Raw genomic sequence first — 16,264 nt, 5'->3', positions numbered from 1 at the left:
CGCGGTTCAGGCATTGCATCCATCCAGCCGCTGACGCACCTGCCCCTGCCGGGCATAAGATTTGCTGCATGAGGATTGCCGTAGCAGGGGGAACCGGTACTGTTGGCCGCCACGTGGTGGAGGTGGCAGAAGCACGCGGCCATGAGGTCTCGAGCATGAGCCGGGCCGACGGCGTGGACCTGGTGAACGGCCGGGGCCTTGCCCAGGCCCTGCAGGGTGTGGAGGCAGTCATCGACGTCTCCGGCATCCAGACCACGTCCACCAAAAAGGCCGTGGACTTCTTCACCAACGCCACCCAGAACCTGCTGGCAGCGGAAAAGCAGGCGGGGGTGAAGCACCACGTGGCCCTCTCCATTGTGGGGATCGACGGCTCAACCTCCGGCCTCTACGCCGGGAAGCTGGTGCAGGAGGACGAGGTCCGGCACGGCGGCATCCCGTGGACCCTGCTGCGCTCCACGCAATTCCATGAGTTCGTGCCGCTGGCGGTGAAGATCGGGACCGTGGGTCCGCTGGTGAACGTTCCCAAAATGTTCACCCAGCCCGTGGCTGCCCGGGAAGTGGCGGAGGCACTCGTCGCCGCGGCGGAGGCAGGACCGCAGGGAAGGATCACAGACCTGGGCGGTCCGCGGACCGAACAACTCGCGGACCTGGTCCGCGCCTATCTCGCCAGGACCGGCCAGCGCAAAAAGATCCTTGAGGCAGTGCTCCCCGGTTCCATGGGCAAGGCCATGCGCAGCGGCGCCCTGATCCCGGCGCCGGGTGCCGCCGTCGGACGCCAGACGTTCAGCGAATGGCTGGAAACACGCGATGCCGACGGCGGCCGGAATCACTAACGGGGTTCACGCGCCAGACTGGCCAGTGGTTTAGGGGGAACCATGCTTTTCGAATCGACAGACCGGTACTTCCGGACCTTGGGGCCGCGCGGGCGGACAGTGCTGTTCCAGCTTCCGCTGTCCGTCACAGTGCTGCTGGTGACCGTCCTGGTGGCGCTCCTGCACCCCGGGTTCGAGTGGTCGGAGCCGTTCCTTTACAGCCTGGCAGCACACCTGATGCTGCTTGCAGCCAGCGCCGTAGTGCCATGGGAACGCCTTCCCGCCTGGGCCGTCTTCCTGATTCCGTTTTTGGACTGCCTGGCTATCGGGCTGTCCCGCGAATCAGGCGGGCAACACCTCACCGTCCTGAGCTTCCTGCTCGTTTTTCCGGTGGCCTGGCTGGCCGTGGGGCTGCGCCACGCCGGTGTTGTCCTGGCCGTCCTGGCCACCGTCCTCAGCGTGGCACTTCCGCCGGTAATCCTCGGCACCGGATTTACCAGTGCCTCCCTCATCCGGGTGGTGCTCCTGCCGGTCATCCTGGGGGCCGTCGCGCTCACGGCCTACGGCGTTGCCAACGGTATCGTCACCCAGCGGCGCCTCCTGGCCAAGCAGGAAGCTGACCTCCGGGACCTGCTGGCGGCCAGCGAGGACCGCGAACAGCTGCTGAACACCGTGATGGACACCGTCAGCGTGGGTGTATGCGCCCTCGACAGCCAGGGCCAGGCTGTACTGGTGAACCGGCATCTCGGCAGCCGCCTCGCGGAGGCCATCGGCGGCGAAGCGACTTCCGGGAACGTGACGGACATGCCCGTCTACGGTGTGGACAGGAAACAGCGGCTTCCCCCTGAACGGCATCCCCGCACACGCGCTGCCCGGGGTGAATCCTTCACCGACGAGCTGGTCTGGGTTGGCAGCGGAACCGCCCAGCGCGCCTACTCCGTGACCTGCCGGCTCATCGGGACTTCCACCGGAGGGCATTCAGGCGCGGTCCTGGCCTTTACGGATGTCACAGCCCTGGTGACGGCGCTTTCCGCCAAGGACGAATTCCTGGCCAGCGTCTCCCACGAGCTGAGGACGCCGCTGACGTCCATCCTGGGTTACCTGGATCTGGCCCTGGACGAAGAAGATCTTGAACCCGGCCTGGAAGAGTGCCTGAAGGTCGCCAAACGCAATGCCGGGCGGCTGCTGACCCTCGTCGGTGACTTGCTGACCATCGCATCCGGATCGCTGACCATCGCTCCCCGTCCGGCGGACCTTACCAACGTTGCCGCCACCAGCATCCAGGCTGCACAGCCGCACGCCGTGGCCGCCGGCATCACCCTTGAACTGGAGTCGGCAGGTCCTGCCACCGGACGGTTCGATCCTGACCGCCTTGGCCAGGCCATCGACAACCTGGTCTCGAATGCCATCAAGTACACACCGGAGGGCGGAAGGGTTACCGTCCGGATCTGCGCCACAGGACAGAACCTCAGGTGCGAAGTCACCGACACCGGGATCGGCATGACCGGCGACGAACTGGGCCAGGCCTATACCAGCTTCTTCCGGGCTGCCAATGCACACTCCTCCGCCATTCCCGGTGCGGGGCTGGGGCTGGCAATCACCAAATCTATCGTCGAAAATCACCGCGGAACCATCACCCTGACCAGCAGCCCCGGAAAGGGAACCACAGCGGTCCTGACCCTTCCGGAGGCTGACGCTTCCCCCTCCTTCGCCGTCGCCCAAGAGCACCCAGCCCGGAAGCAGGGCACGCGCTAAGACACCGCGCGCCAGCAACGCGCAAGCAGCACGTCACCACGCAGCACGACCCCGCGCAACAGGGACCTCGGCACCGGACGCCGCAGTCGGACAGCAAAGATGTTGAGGGAGTGTGGCGGGAACAGGCTACCCGCGAAGCTTCCTGATCCCCCGGTGCCGTCCTGCCGGGGCGCTGCCCGTGAGCGGGTGGGCCAGGCGCCAGTGCTTGCGCGCATGGCTCCCGGCGCGGCCGGTGGCAGGGGCGGGGGTGGCGGTGGCCACCAGCGACGATCCCCGCCGGCGGCGGCGTAACCGGAGGAGGACGATTACCGTCAAGCCCAGCCAGACAAAAGCGACACCGAAGACCAGGACCAGTGACGGAATCGCATCCATGGTCAAGCTTAGGCGCGGAACTGCCGGAGGACGCTACCTGTTTTCCCGGCTTGAGGTTACGCGCCCTGCAGGTACCTCCGTGCGTACTGCACACGGGGTTCCCCACACGGGCTGGGGGACGCGCCTTGCGCCAAAGCTGGGCCAAAACTAGGCGGATCCTGCGCCGGAATCTCCGCTGCACCGCCCCGGCCGCCCCCAGACTTGAAAAGGGGGATCACTCCGGTCTCCTCCCCTTAGCGTGCCCGCCCCCGCCGTCGCTCTTTCCATCCAAAGTGCGGCAGCACACCACCTGGAGGTCCAGTGAAGCTGTTCAGATACATCCTGTGTTTCGCCGTGCTGCTTGCCTGGGCACTGCCCGCCGGCGCGGCCCCGGCGCACGCCGCGATGGCCGCCATCACCCTCAGCCCGAACACCGGCCCTGCCGGCACCTCCGTGACGGTCACCGGAACGGGGTTCCCCAAGAAGACCACGGGCACGGTCAGCGCGGGAACCAACAGCGCCCCTTTCAAAACCAGCGCTTCCGGCTACTTCACGGCCGAGCTGGTCATCCCCGAATCAGCCGACCCCGCCGTCACCGTCCGGGCCGCAACGGCGACGGCGGGTGCCACGGCAGCATTCACCCTCACGTACAGCTCCCCCTCCATCGTCGAAGAGGAGCCTGTTGCCGAGCCGGCACCGGCTCCCGCGCCCGCAAGCCCGGCGCCGCCCGCCCCCGCAACCCTGCGCTTCGGCGCCGGCACTCCCGGCGGCCCGCTCGCAGCGGCCGAACTGGACGAGGTCACCGCCCTGGCCGGCGAGGCGCCGTCCATCATCCTGTCCTACAAGGACTTCAACCAGGCCCCTCCCATCACGGAACTGGAGGCTGTCCGGGCCCGCGGCGCACTCACCCTGCTGACCTGGGAACCGTGGGCGTGGGGCGGCGGAACAGCGCAGCCCACGTACTCCCTGGACCGGATCACCGCCGGGGACTTTGATCCCTACCTGCGCCAGTGGGGGCAGTCGCTGGCCGCCTGGGGACACCCGGTGATGCTGCGGTTCGGGCACGAGATGAACGGCAACTGGTACCCGTGGTCGGAGCAGGTCAACGGCAACGGTTCCGGGGACTATGTGGCCGCGTGGCAGCACGTGCACGGCGTGGTGACGGCGGCCGGTGCCACCAACGTCACCTGGGTGTGGAACCCCAACGTTCCGTACTGGGGATCGGTGCCGCTGGCCGGCCTGTACCCCGGCGCGGGATATGTGGACGCCGTTGCACTGGACGGCTACAACTGGGGCACCTCCGCCTCGTGGAGCTCCTGGGTATCCCCGTCGCAGCTCTTCGGCGACGGCCTGTCCCAGCTCCGGACACTCGCCCCGGGCAAGCAGATCCTGATCGCCGAAACATCCTCAGCCGAACAGGGCGGCAACAAGGCAGACTGGATCACGTCGCTGTTCAGCTACCTTGCCGCCCAGCCGGACATCACGGCCGTGACCTGGTTCCACTACAACAAGGAAACCGACTGGCGGATCAACAGCAGCACCTCGGCCGCCAACGCCTTCAAGCAAGCACTCGCTGCCCGCAGGTAACCAAAAACAAGTGGTCCCCGCCCCGCTCCGGAAAAGTAGAGTACCGGCTACTCGTGCCCTCCGCGGGCTGTACTCGTAGATTCGGGGAAAGCCCGCGAGGGTGCGGGGCGGGACTGAGGCTTACGGGGGCAGAAGCGTGGCAGTACAACCGGCGGCCGGAACCGTGCGGACAGAACGCCGGGGGTTCCTGCTGGACCTCATCACAGGTACGGAGACTGACCAGGATCTGGTGCAGCGGCTGGCCGAGGCCGGTGCGCTGGCCCTCGGTGGATCCGCGGACTGCGCTGCGCTGCTGATGCGGGCGGGAGGCCCTCCCGTCAGGGCCGGAAACAGCCCCGCTGCCGCAGCCCTGGCGTCCTCCGAGGACAGGAACGGCGGCGGGCCCCTGGCCCATGCCGTGAGTGCGGCGGAACTGCTGAAGGTTGACCGCACGGCACCAACCAGGTGGCAGGCATACCGACGGCGGCTCTCGGCTTCCGGATTCGGCGCAGCGCTGGCCGTCCCGCTGGGGCTGGAGGACCGCATGTCCTGCGCGCTGCTGTTCCTGGTCCGCGGCAGCACCGGACTCACCCCGAACCTGGTGGCGGAGGCCCGGTGGTTCGCCGAAGTGGCAGCCCAGAGCCTGCGGCTGGCGCTTGAGGTGCGCAGCGTCCGGTCCGCCGGGGACAACCTGAAGAACGTGCTGGAGGGCCGCACGTCCATCGATGTGGCCTGCGGAGTGATCATGGCACAGAACAGCTGTACCTACGCCGAGGCTTTCAGCAAGCTGGCGGGTGCCTCACGCCAGCGGAACCTGAAGGTGCGCAGCGTTGCCGAGAACGTGGTCAAGTCAGTGGGCGCCGGCACCCCTGCTGCCCGGCCCGAAACGCCGGGCCTGGCACAGCCACTTTGAACCCGGCCGCTTCACAAGGACGACGCCGGCACGCTGCTTGCCAGCGCACGCTGCGCCGACTGCCCTCCCCCGGAAGTTGCCGCCGCGCACCATAGGTCCGCCCGGCACTGGCCATCACGGGGACGCTCGGCAGTCCGACAGTTGCGCCGGCCCGCGCCTAACGGGTCACCAGCGTTGTGTCCCCCGGCCCGCATCGGCGGGCTTCCTAGTCGTCATCGCCAAAGTCCAGCGCCTTGGCGGCGTCCACCAGTCCATGGCCACAGTCCTCGGGGCAGTCAACAGGCAGCCGGCGGGCTGTTGACTCCAGGCGCTCCTCCACCATCTTGGGCGTGTAGCTGCTGCCCTTTTCGGACATGAGCAGGGCGGCGATTCCAGCCACGTGGGGGGTTGCCATGGACGTGCCCTGCATGAAGGCATAGGCCTCAAGCCCGGGAGTCGTGGCGCCGAAGTTCGAGGTGGAGAGGATGCCTTCGGTGAACTGGCTGGTGATGTCGCCGCCCGGTGCCGTCACGTCCACGTCATCGCCGTAGTTTGAGTAGGACGCGCGGGCACCGGTGGGTCCGGCGGCAGCCACCGTGATCACCTTCTTGCAGTTTGCCGGGCTCATGCCGGAGGCCGGGCGGTTCGCGTTGCCGGCGGCAACCACCACGGCGGCACCGGCCTTGTTGGCGGCATTGATGGCGTTCTGCATCATGGCGGAGCAGGGTCCGTCACCGCCAACGCTGAGGTTGATCACACGGGCTGGGTTGGGGTTGACCGGCAGCCCGGCCACCTGCCCGCCTGCGGCCCAAACGATGGAGTCTGCGACGTCGGACTCGTAGCCGCCGCAGGCGCCGAGGGCGCGAACGGGAAGCAGCCGGGCTTCGGGTGCCACTCCCGCGATCCCGTCATTGTTGTTGGCCACCGCGGCGATGGTTCCCGCAACGTGTGTTCCGTGCCATGAAGACATCCCGTCCTCTCCGCCCATCCCGCACAGTTCCGCGGTAAACCAGTCCCCCTCGTCCTGCGGATTGGCGTCACGCCCGTCGCCGTCCCGGGCTGAGGCGGCATCAATGATCATGTCGTAGCCCGGCAGCACCTGGGAGTCCAGCTCAGAGTGGCTGGTGATTCCCGTGTCCACCACCGCCACTACGGTCCCCTCACCGCGGTTCACCTTCCAGGCGCCGGGGATCCGGATGCCGGCGGCGCGGTCCCACAGGTTCCACTGGGCCGGGTATCCGGGATCGTTGGGAGCCTCGGCATCGCTGGGAACCTCGGAGGCCGGGTACATTCTGATGTCCGGCTCGGCGTAGGCCACGCCCGGGGCTGACCGCAGTGCAGCCAGGAACGCCTCGGCTTCGGCACCGGGAAGGGGCCGGCTGGTCTTCACCACCTGCGCTCCGGCAGCGGTGCCTTTGACGTTTTGGGCAGCGATGCCCACCCTGCCCGCAGCCATGCGCGCGGCCTCGGAGGTTGCAGCCGCCTCGGACCCGATGCCGGGGCCGCCGTGGATCCCCACAATGAACTGGTCGGTGGCGGGGGACGCAGCGGGCGCCGCCCGCGGCGGGGTTGGCCGGATGTTGTCCAGTCCGCCGTCGGCCCGGGCGGGAAGGGCCAGGGTTGTATTCGCCAGGACGGCAGCCAAAGCAATGGCGACGACGGTGCGGGGGCTGAAGCGGTGGGTCATTGGCGGACATCCTTCAAGGACAGGCGCCAAGCGCTGGGTGCCGGCGCGCGGACAACTCACCCCCGCCCCGATTCTAGCCACAAGCAGGAGAGGGATGAAGGGGCAGCGGCAAATATCCCGGACCCGGGTATATGGAACGCGTTTTCGGCAGTGCGGCTCGATCCGCCTGCGCCATCCAGCCCCAGATCGGTGCGGACGGGGATTGGCACATATTCCCTGCGGGCAACCACATATTTCAAACGTTTTGGCTTTGTTGGGGAGCGCCGCTCCTTAGGATTCCTCCATGTGGACCAAACAGAGCCAGAGCTTCTGCCCCGCATGCGGCAGGACCACCCACCACGTGACTCACTTTCACAAGGACGACGCCGGCACGCTTGTTGCCAGCGCACGTTGTGCCGAGTGCCCGCAACAGGGCGTTTCCGCCGAAACCCACATGCCTGCCACGCCGTGGAAATCCCACGGCGTTCCGGCGCTCTGACGTGAGTACCGGACGCGCGATCTCCGTGCCCTACCTGGCAAAGGTGAGTAACGGGTACTCGGGCGGCACGTGTTGCACAAGAGGTTAATAAATCATTGGGGGCACCAGCTTCCTCAGGGACCTGGACGCGACAGCGTTGGGGCGGAACGTTTAAGGAGAACCGTGAAGAAATCGATCAGACGAGCCCTGAGCCAGGGGCTGGCAACAGTCCTTGTCCTCACCGGGCTTGGAGCAGCCATGGGGGGACCTGCGAGCGCCACGGTGCCACCACCACCACCGCCGCCACCAGCGCCAATCCATGGCACCGCCGGCTTCAATTACACAGGCGTGGCAAATCCCCCCACCGCTGACAAGCCGCAGAGCAAGGTGTGGTGGAACGACGGCTCCTGGTGGGCGGACATGTGGACGTCAGGAGGTTGGCGCATCCACAAGCTGGACCGGGCCGCCAAGCAGTGGGTGGACACGGGGGTGGGGGTGGACAGCCGTGCCAACACATCGGCGGACACCCTCTGGGATGGCACCCACCTCTTCATAGCCCACCACGTGGTCACCATTTCCACCGAGGACGGGCCAAAGGCGTCACGCCCGGACTCCCCGGCGAAGCTGTACCGCTACAGCTATGCCAACGGAAAATACACGCGGAGCAGTGGTTTCCCCACCGAGATCACCAGAAACAGCAGTGAATCGATGACCATCGACAAGGACAGCACCGGCGCAATCTGGGCCACCTGGACCCAGGTCTCGGGCGCAACAACCGGCGGCTATACCAGCAAAGTGATGGTTAACAACTCGGCCGCGGGCGGCACCTCGTGGGGCACGCCGCAAGCCCTTACCGGCGAAAGCGCAAGCGTGGCTCCGGATGACATCTCGTCCCTTGTGGCCTTCGGCAAGAACAAAATCGGGGTCATGTGGTCTGACCACACAACCGGTTCGGTCTGGTGGGCCAGCCGCACCGACGGCCAGGCTGCCACTTCCTGGAACGTGCAGTCCGCCGTCCGCGGACCGAACCAGGCTGACGACCACCTGAACATCAAGTCACTTCAGGCGGACACCAGCGGCCGCGTCTTTGCTGCGGTCAAGACGAGCTTTGATATGAACTCCACGGCAAAGAAGTCGGACCCGCAGCTGCAGCTGCTGGTGTTCAAGCCAGCCACAGGAGCATTCGACAAGTACACGATCTCAACGATCGGCGACTGCCACACCCGTCCGCAGATTGTGCTTGACCCGGAAAACAACAAGATCCATGCCTTCCAGACGGGTCCGGCAACAACAGTGACGGGCTGCCCTTACAGCGGGGTCTCAGGGGCCATCTACCAAAAGACTGCTTCCCTGGACAACCCCGTTTTCACCGCCGGCCGCGGCGACCCCGTTATCCAGGACTCCACCCCCAGCGTCAACAACGTGACCACCAGCAAGCACCCTGTCACCAGCAAGAGCGGCATGGTGATCCTGGCCAGCGACAACGATGACCAGCGCTACTGGTTCGCCGACTTTGGCATTGATGGTAATGGCGACGACGAAGGCGAGTACGTGCCGCCTGCAGCTTCACCGTTTGCTGATGTGGTGACAACTCAACAGTTCTACAAGGAAATCTGCTGGCTCTTCGAGAATGAGATATCCACGGGCTGGGCAGAAGAGGACGGCAGCAGGACGTATCGGGCACTTGAGCCGGTTAACCGTGATGCGATGGCAGCATTCATGTACCGCCTTGCCGGCGAGCCTGCCTATACTCCGCCGGTAGTGTCGCCCTTCAGTGACGTTCCTCCGGGGACCGCGTATTACAAGGAGATCAATTGGCTGGCCGCCCAGGAGATCTCGACCGGGTGGGATGAGGGCAACGGCATCCGGACGTTCCGGCCCCTTGCGGCAGTGAACCGTGATGCGATGGCAGCATTCATGTACCGCCTTGCCGGCGAGCCTGCCTTTACTCCGCCCGTCGCGTCGCCCTTCAGCGACGTTCTTCCCGGCACAGCGTTCTACAAGGAGATCACGTGGCTGGCCGCCCAGGAAATCTCCACGGGGTGGACTGAAGATGACGGCAGCAAGACCTACCGGGCCCTGGAACCGGTAAACCGTGATGCTATGGCAGCATTCATGTACCGGTTCAATGAAAAGCTGGACTTCATCTAGGGCAATTCCCACAGCAGTCTGCTCCCCGGAATTTGGACGGATATCCGTTCGAGTTTCGGGGAGCAGCTGTGTGCGGGCCCCTACAAACGGCTGCGCACGGCGGGGCGCGGACAGGTGTTGCATGCTGCGTGCCTCTACTATGTAAGTGTGCCTCGGCTCGATTAGAACAAACGACCGTATTGCGTGCGGATCCTTGCCGGGACACTCCAGCTGCGTTGACGGCAAGCCTGATATACCCGCCTGCCGTCACGTCCAGCGCCCGTAGAATCTGCACGTCATTCAAGGAGACTTCACCTTGCGTTCCCGCGTCGCCGTCATCATCCGCACCAAAGACCGGGGGCGACTGCTCGGCCGGGCCTTGGACAGCGTCCTGGGCCAAACCTTCAGCGATTGGCGAATCGTCATTGTTAATGACGGCGGAAGCCGGGCACAGGTAGATGACGCGCTGGAACCGCGGCTGTCCCGCATTGGAGACAGGCTGCTGCGCCTGGACAACGAGGCCAGCCTGGGCATGGAAGCCGCTTCCAACCTTGGTATCCGGGCCGTTGACTCTGAGTTCATAGCTGTCCATGACGACGACGATGAGTGGGCTCCGGAGTTCCTCGCCACCACTGTTTCCTACCTGGAAGAGCATCCCAGTGACGGAGGCGTGAGCGTTGAAACAGAAATCGTCTACGAGCGCCTGACCCCTGCGGGCCGGGACGTCGAAGAACGCATCACCTTCGAACCGGACCTCCGGGACATAACTTTGGTGGATCTGCTCCACTACAACCGGTTCGTCCCCATCTCCTTCCTCTTCCGCCGTTCCGTGTACAACGAACTGGGAGGATTCGACGAAAACCTTCCCGTAGTGGGCGACTGGGAGTTTCATCTCCGTTTCCTTGTGCACCACCACATCGGCCTCATCAAAGGGCGGCCGTTGGCCTTCTGGAACCAGCGCCGTGCCGCCCTCAGCAGTGAGGCGAACAGCTTCATAGCCCGCACCGACGAGCACCAGCTCTATTCCCTGAAAGTCCGGGACCGGCTGGTCCGCGAGCATGCCCAGGCCTTCGGCCTCGGCCCCCTCCTGTACCAGCGTGAACTTCTGGCGGTGGAAACCGGCCGTCTTCATCAGCGGCTGGACGAGATCAGCCGCCAGCAGTCCGAGGGCACCGAGCAATTGGCCCGGCTGATGGGGGACGTTGAACAGATCCAACGCAACGTGCGGGCCGCATCGCAGCCGCTGCCCCTCCGTGCACTCCGCTCGGTCCGCCGGCGGCTGCGGGAACGGGGAGAGCGCCAGCGGTCGCTGGGGCTACACACGTCCCGGGAGCACGCCGTCGTACATTCCGCAGTATCGCTGGGTAAGCAACAACGCATTGCCATCCTTGGCGACGTCGGCCAGCACGAATACCATGTGGGCGATGAGGCGATGACGCACGCGGCCATCGCGGCCCTCCGGAAACGCGGCTACGAAAAGTTTGTGGTGCTGACGCATGACGTCGGGCAGACGTCCGGCCTGTATGGCGTGCCCGCAGCCCCAAGGCCGGAGGTCCCGTGGAATCCCTTCGAAAGGCACCAGCTCCTGCAGGAGGTCAAACACCTTCTCGACGGCGGCCCGGCCACCGAACGTGCCGCGGACGTTGTCCGCACTTTCCAGGAGGCGTTCAGTGGTTGCAGCACCCTGCTCCTGGCCGGCGGAGGCAATCTCACATCGCAATATGGCGGACTCCTCTTTGAACGCCTTGCCGCCATCCGGGTGGCACACTCGATGGGCCTCAAGGTGGTGGTGTCAGGGCAAACCGTGGGACCGGTCCTCACGGGACCGGACCGTGACGAAGCCGCCGAAGCCCTGCGCCTGTGCAATGTGGTCGGTTCCCGTGAACGGCACACGCATGACCTGCTGACATCCATGGATGTGGAGTCGGTGCAGGTTTTGGACGATGCAGCTTTCTTCTCCGAGGGAGTTGACGTGGACGCCTCGGCACTGCCGCCGTCCGGTTATATTGCTGCCACCTTTGCCCCCGGCTCGGGCGCCATGCCGCGCGACGACTACCACCGGCACATGGCCCGACTTCTTGACCTCGCCTACGAGCATCTGCAGCTTCCCATCCTGCTTCTCCCCCACGTCTCCACCTTCGGGGCCAGGGATGGGGACCAGGAGTGCCATGCCGCTATTGCACGTCTGTGCACGGCGCCGGACATCAGGGTGCTGGAGCAAAGGCCAGCCGAGGAGACGGCAGCACTGACGGCCAACGCAGAACTGGTAATCTCCAGCCGCTACCACCCGGTTATTTTTGGTCTTTCTGCCGGCGTCCCTGTCCTGCCCGTTGCCGTTGACTATTACGGTGAGGCGCGGATCGGTGGAGCGCTGGAAAGCTGGGGCCTGAAGCCGCTGCTCCGTTCACTGCGGCACCTGGGGGACGGCAACGATGCCAAGTGGGTCAACTCCGTCATTGGACAACGGGCGGAGATCCGGGACCACCTCCAGCAGCACGGCAGGGAACTGAAAGCGTTCCACGTGGGCTGGTGGGATGCGGTTGCCGCCGCCCTCAGCACCGGATCCATGCCGGAAACACTTGTCCCCATCCCCGCAGTGACCAACAACTCCGCACTGATCGTGGAAGAGGCCGAGAGCCAGGAAGCAGCCCGCCTGAACGCCAGCAACGAGATAGCCATCGGTAACCTCGCGCAGCACACCGAATGGCTGCAGGGCGAGCTGAACCAGGCCGCAGCCCGGCCGGATCACCTTGGTGCGGGCGTCGCCGTGATCGCTCAAGCCGGTCAGAAGCTGCTCAGCCGAACGCCTTTGCCGGCAGCCGCCAAGCGCTTCAGAACGCGGGTATCCCGATAGCGAATCTGGGTAAAACCCCAGGTCACTCCATGAGGATATTCAGGCGGAACAGGAAGGCAGCCATCGCATCACGGTTGATCGGCTGCAACGGCCGGTACAGCCGGCGGCCGTCCTCCGCCCAGCCCGTGGAAATACTGTTCTCCGAGAGCCAGGCCATTTCCTTGTAGAACTGCTGCCCGGTGGCCACATCCGCAAAGGGCGACTGGGCAGGGGCCGCGTAGTCCGGTTTCCCGGCCATCCGGTAGAGGAACGCGGCCATCGCGTCACGGCTGATGGACTGCAGTGGCCGGTACATCCGGCGGCCATCCTCCACCCAGCCCGTGGAAATGCCATTCTCGGAGAGCCAGGCCATCTCCTTGTAGAACTGCTGCCCGGTGGCTACATCCGCAAAAGGCGATTCAGCAGGCGGCGTGTACTCAGGCGATCCGGCCAGCCGGTACAGGAATGCGGCCATCGCGTCACGGCTGATGGACTGCAATGGCCGGTACATCCGGCGGCCATCCTCCACCCAACCAGTGGATATCTTCCTCTCCGCAAGCCACGCCATCTCCCGGTAAAACTGCTGCCCGGTGGAAACGTCATGGAACGGCGAGACCGAGGGCGGTTCGTAGGCGGCGGACGTCAGCGCTGTTGCTGCATCTACCAGTCCCGCGCCGCAGCCCTCGACGCAGGCTACGGGCAGGGGCCGCGCCGTGGCTTTAAGCCTTTCCTCCACCATCTGGGGCGTATACGTGCTGCCCTCCTCGGACATCATCAGGGCGGCGATTCCAGCTACATGCGGCGCTGCCATGGACGTGCCCTGGAGGAACTCGTAGGCTTCGTTCCCCGGGACGGTGAGGCCATCGTTGGAGGTGGAGACGACACCTTCGAAGTCTTCGTTGGTTATGTCGCCGCCCGGTGCCGTGACGTCAACGGCGGGCCCGTAGTTTGAGTAGGGCGCGCGGGCGCCGTCCCGCCCGGCGGCGGCCACCGTGATGACGTTCTGACAGTTGGCCGGGCTTATTCCGGTGGCCGGGCTGCCGGAGTTTCCGGCGGCCACCACTACGGCTGCGCCGGCATTGCGGGCAACGTTGATCGCGTTCTGCGTGGTGACGGAACAGGTGGGGGAATCACCGCCGAGGCTGATGTTGATCACCCGGGCAGGATGTGGGTTCACCGGTGCGCCGGAAACCTGGCTGCCGGCGGCCCAGATGATCGCATCGGCGACGTCGGACGCGTAACCGCCGCAAGCACCGATGGCGCGGACGGGAAGCAGCTTGGCTTCCGGGGCCACGCCGGCAATGCCTTCATTGTTGTTGGCAACGGCTGCAATTGTTCCTGCCACGTGGGTTCCGTGCCAGGAGGACCTGGCTTCCTCCCCGCCAATGCCGCACACGTCGGTGGTTACCCAGTCACCTTCATCTTTCGGGTTGGTGTCGCGTCCGTTACCGTCCCGGGCCGTTTCGGCGTCGGAGATCATGTCGTAACCGGGCAGGACCCGGGAGTTGAGCTCGGAATGACTGGTCATTCCGGTGTCAACCACCGCTACTACTACCCCCTCACCACGGCTAATCTCCCAGGCTTGGGGAGCGCGGATGCCCGCTGCCTCCTCCCACAGGTTCCACTGGATCGGGAAGCCGGGATCGTCGGGGACAAAGGCGGACGGGTACATGATGATGTCCGGCTCAGCGTAGGCCACTCCAGGGCTGGACCGAAGCTCGGCGAGGAAAGCATCCGCTTCGGCGCCACGAAGGGCACGGCTGGTTTTCACCACCTGCGCGCCGGCGGCGGTGCCCTTGACGTTCTGTGCAGCAATGCCCAGCTTGCCTGCCGCCTTCCCAGCAACGTTGGAAACAGCCGCCTCGGACACGACGCCATGGCCGCCCTTAATTCCCACAATGAACTGGTCTGTGGCGGGGGCCGCGGCAGGGGCAGCCGCGCGCGGCGGCGTGCTGCGGATATTGTCCAGTTCGTCGTCGGCCTGGGCGGGGAGCGCTGCCAGTGTTGTGTTCGCCAGGACAGCAGCTAAAGAAATGGCGACGGCGGCGAAGGGCCGGATTCGGTGGGTCATTGGCGGGCATCCTTCAAGGACAGGCGCCATGCCCCCAGCAGGACTGGCGCGGTCAGCCGGGAATCACCAAGCTGACCCCCCTCGCCGATTGTAGCGACAAGCTGGAAGCGGGTGAACGGTGCAAGCGGTAATTACAGTGAATCCCCGGACGAGGCAGCGTTTGTGACGGCTCGGACAGAGCCAAACGCCCGGCAAGCGCCCGCCATTTCCGCGGCTCAACGAGGGTGCCGTAACCTTGTAGGTATTCCTGCTTCGCTGGCGGACTGACACCTGGGAGGGTTCCGTCCGGGCGCCAGGGCAGGCATCCGTTTCCCATCGGTCTCACATAAGGCGCAGTCGTGAACACTACTCTTCCCCAGGGGAGCACCCTTGGCCCGCTCGAGGACCTGGGCTGGACCGCTCTCTCCGTCAGCGTGGCCCTGGTCCTGCTGCCCGCCATCGGCCTGAAAGCACTGGGCCACTCCTTCTTCCCGAAGACCCCCAAAGCTGAAGAACGCCACTACCTGATCCAGTAATGCCTCGTAAGCCCGCCGGCAGGACCGGACATTTTGCAGTGCTGCCCGCCGCGGCGGCCGCCCTGCTTGCCCTTGCAGGCTGTGCTCCCGCGGCCACCCCGGCACCGGGCACGGCAAGCACCGCCACCGCCGCGGACACGCTGCCCGGCTCCCACGTGCACGGAATCGCCGTCAGCGGCGAAACCAGCCAGGTACTTCTGGCCACCCACGACGGCCTGTTCGACGCCACCACCAGCCCGGCCACCAAAATCGGCGGAACCAACGACCTTATGGGGTTCGCCCCGGGCCCCGCCGACGGCGTCTTCTACGCCTCGGGCCACCCAGGACCCGGCTCAGACCTGCCCAACCCGCTGGGCCTGCTGAGGTCGTCCGACGGCGGCAAGACCTGGGAGCAACTCTCGCGCCAGGGCGAATCCGACTTCCACGCACTGACCGCCACACAGGCAGGAATCGTGGCCTTCGACGGGGTCCTGCGGACCAGCCCGGACGGCAGGGCCTGGAGCACCGTGGCGGCAGATTTTGCCCCGGCTGCCCTGGCCGGCCATCCGGACAGCACCACCGTCCTGGCCACCACCCAGGACGGGATCCAGCGCTCCACGGACGCCGGCAGCACCTGGAAGCCGCTGGACAACGGCCCGGTGATCCAGTTCGCGGCGTTCGCCCACCCGGCAGAAGCCGTAGGCGTGGAACCGGACGGCACTGTCCACTACTCCCCAGATGCCGGCGAAACCTGGACCGAAAAGGGCCGCATCGACGCCGACGTCATGGCCATCGCCGCCGTCAAAGGCGAGGACGGCCGGCCCTGGATCTGGGCCGCCACAGCGGACGGGGTCATCGTCTCCACGGACGGGGGCATGACCTTCCGGTCCGCGGATGCGGAATGACGGAGAGCCCCCGGCCGCCCGCCTAGTGGCGGGCCCTGAACCGGATCAGTCCTGCCGCCAGGAGGCCCGCTCCGCCTAGAGAAGCCAGCATCCCGCCAAGGGCCGCAACGTATTCGATGATGTTCATTGTCTCCGCTCCCTTTCCCTACTGCCTGGCTGCCCAAACTACGCCCGCGGGTTCAGGATTCTGCGAAGGATCGTCCGCGTGTTTTGTCACGATCTGTGCAGGGTCCCGGCCAAGGTCATCGGCGGGAATGCACGACGGCGGCGCGCCGCCGTCGTCGTAATCTCGCCTGAAGTTCACCTTCCGT

At 65.8% G+C, this 16,264-nt stretch carries 13 protein-coding genes; 9 read left to right on the top strand and 4 right to left on the bottom strand.

Annotated elements, in window-relative coordinates; translation table 11 throughout:
* Positions 1-68: 68 nt before the first annotated feature.
* The gene (locus WHH00_RS04005; RefSeq protein ID WP_406636739.1) at positions 69-833 is read left to right on the top strand and encodes an SDR family oxidoreductase; all 765 of its coding nucleotides are present in this window, start codon (positions 69-71) and stop codon (positions 831-833) included.
* Positions 834-875: 42 nt separating this feature from the next.
* On the top strand, positions 876-2,567 hold the full coding sequence (locus WHH00_RS04000; RefSeq protein ID WP_406636737.1) for an ATP-binding protein: 1,692 nt from the start codon (positions 876-878) through the stop codon (positions 2,565-2,567).
* Between the two features lie 126 nt (positions 2,568-2,693).
* Here WHH00_RS04000 and WHH00_RS03995 read toward each other — a convergent pair whose 3' ends face one another.
* Positions 2,694-2,939, bottom strand: coding sequence for a hypothetical protein (locus tag WHH00_RS03995; RefSeq protein WP_406636735.1), 246 nt, complete (start codon positions 2,937-2,939; stop codon positions 2,694-2,696).
* Between the two features lie 306 nt (positions 2,940-3,245).
* Between WHH00_RS03995 and WHH00_RS03990 the strand changes: the two genes are divergently transcribed.
* Together WHH00_RS03990 and WHH00_RS03985 are read left to right on the top strand one after the other, a co-directional pair.
* A complete protein-coding gene (locus WHH00_RS03990) occupies positions 3,246-4,505 on the top strand; it encodes a glycoside hydrolase family 26 protein (RefSeq protein WP_406638488.1) in 1,260 nt (419 codons plus the stop codon).
* A gap of 136 nt (positions 4,506-4,641) precedes the next feature.
* Positions 4,642-5,397, top strand: a complete 756-nt coding sequence (locus WHH00_RS03985; protein ID WP_406636733.1) for an ANTAR domain-containing protein — start codon at positions 4,642-4,644, stop codon at positions 5,395-5,397.
* A gap of 205 nt (positions 5,398-5,602) precedes the next feature.
* On the opposite strand, the gene WHH00_RS03980 is transcribed toward WHH00_RS03985, so the two are convergent.
* On the bottom strand, positions 5,603-7,063 hold the full coding sequence (locus WHH00_RS03980) for a S8 family peptidase (RefSeq protein ID WP_406636731.1): 1,461 nt from the start codon (positions 7,061-7,063) through the stop codon (positions 5,603-5,605).
* Between the two features lie 340 nt (positions 7,064-7,403).
* Here WHH00_RS03980 and WHH00_RS03975 point away from each other — a divergent pair, with 340 nt between their 5' ends.
* From WHH00_RS03975 to WHH00_RS03965, 3 genes are all read left to right on the top strand, one after another.
* A complete protein-coding gene (locus tag WHH00_RS03975; protein ID WP_406636729.1) occupies positions 7,404-7,541 on the top strand; it encodes a hypothetical protein in 138 nt (45 codons plus the stop codon).
* Between the two features lie 327 nt (positions 7,542-7,868).
* The gene (locus tag WHH00_RS03970) at positions 7,869-9,671 is read left to right on the top strand and encodes an S-layer homology domain-containing protein (protein ID WP_406636727.1); all 1,803 of its coding nucleotides are present in this window, start codon (positions 7,869-7,871) and stop codon (positions 9,669-9,671) included.
* Between the two features lie 295 nt (positions 9,672-9,966).
* Positions 9,967-12,504 carry a polysaccharide pyruvyl transferase family protein gene (locus tag WHH00_RS03965; protein WP_406636725.1) on the top strand — a complete coding sequence of 846 codons (2,538 nt, stop codon included), beginning with the start codon at positions 9,967-9,969 and terminating at the stop codon, positions 12,502-12,504.
* 22 nt (positions 12,505-12,526) lie between these two features.
* Here the strand turns inward: WHH00_RS03965 and WHH00_RS03960 are convergent, their stop codons facing one another.
* Positions 12,527-14,554 (bottom strand): S8 family peptidase, encoded by a 2,028-nt coding sequence (locus WHH00_RS03960; RefSeq protein WP_406636723.1) that lies wholly within the window; start codon positions 14,552-14,554, stop codon positions 12,527-12,529.
* A 338-nt stretch (positions 14,555-14,892) separates the two neighbouring features.
* Between WHH00_RS03960 and WHH00_RS03955 the strand changes: the two genes are divergently transcribed.
* Positions 14,893-15,069, top strand: a complete 177-nt coding sequence (locus tag WHH00_RS03955) for a hypothetical protein (RefSeq protein ID WP_406636721.1) — start codon at positions 14,893-14,895, stop codon at positions 15,067-15,069.
* A complete protein-coding gene (locus WHH00_RS03950) occupies positions 15,069-15,953 on the top strand; it encodes a F510_1955 family glycosylhydrolase (RefSeq protein WP_406636719.1) in 885 nt (294 codons plus the stop codon). Before WHH00_RS03955 ends, WHH00_RS03950 begins: the two co-directional genes overlap by 1 nt.
* Positions 15,954-16,098: 145 nt before the next feature.
* Here WHH00_RS03950 and WHH00_RS03945 read toward each other — a convergent pair whose 3' ends face one another.
* Positions 16,099-16,257 carry a hypothetical protein gene (locus WHH00_RS03945; protein ID WP_406636717.1) on the bottom strand — a complete coding sequence of 53 codons (159 nt, stop codon included), beginning with the start codon at positions 16,255-16,257 and terminating at the stop codon, positions 16,099-16,101.
* Between the last annotated feature and the right edge of the window lie 7 nt (positions 16,258-16,264).

Source organism: Pseudarthrobacter quantipunctorum, from assembly GCF_045291495.1.
GTDB lineage: Bacteria > Actinomycetota > Actinomycetes > Actinomycetales > Micrococcaceae > Arthrobacter > Arthrobacter quantipunctorum.
Note: the sequence above shows the minus strand (reverse complement) of the source record. Positions and strands in the feature narration are given on the sequence as shown.

What these genes read in the sequence shown, in the direction of transcription:
- WHH00_RS04005 (WP_406636739.1), top strand. Translation starts at nt 69, where the DNA reads ATGAGGATTGCCGTAGCAGGGGGAACCGGTACTGTTGGCCGCCACGTG.
- WHH00_RS04000 (WP_406636737.1), top strand. Translation starts at nt 876, where the DNA reads ATGCTTTTCGAATCGACAGACCGGTACTTCCGGACCTTGGGGCCGCGC.
- WHH00_RS03995 (WP_406636735.1), bottom strand. Translation starts at nt 2,939, where the DNA reads ATGGATGCGATTCCGTCACTGGTCCTGGTCTTCGGTGTCGCTTTTGTC.
- WHH00_RS03980 (WP_406636731.1), bottom strand. Translation starts at nt 7,063, where the DNA reads ATGACCCACCGCTTCAGCCCCCGCACCGTCGTCGCCATTGCTTTGGCT.
- WHH00_RS03960 (WP_406636723.1), bottom strand. Translation starts at nt 14,554, where the DNA reads ATGACCCACCGAATCCGGCCCTTCGCCGCCGTCGCCATTTCTTTAGCT.
- WHH00_RS03950 (WP_406636719.1), top strand. Translation starts at nt 15,069, where the DNA reads ATGCCTCGTAAGCCCGCCGGCAGGACCGGACATTTTGCAGTGCTGCCC.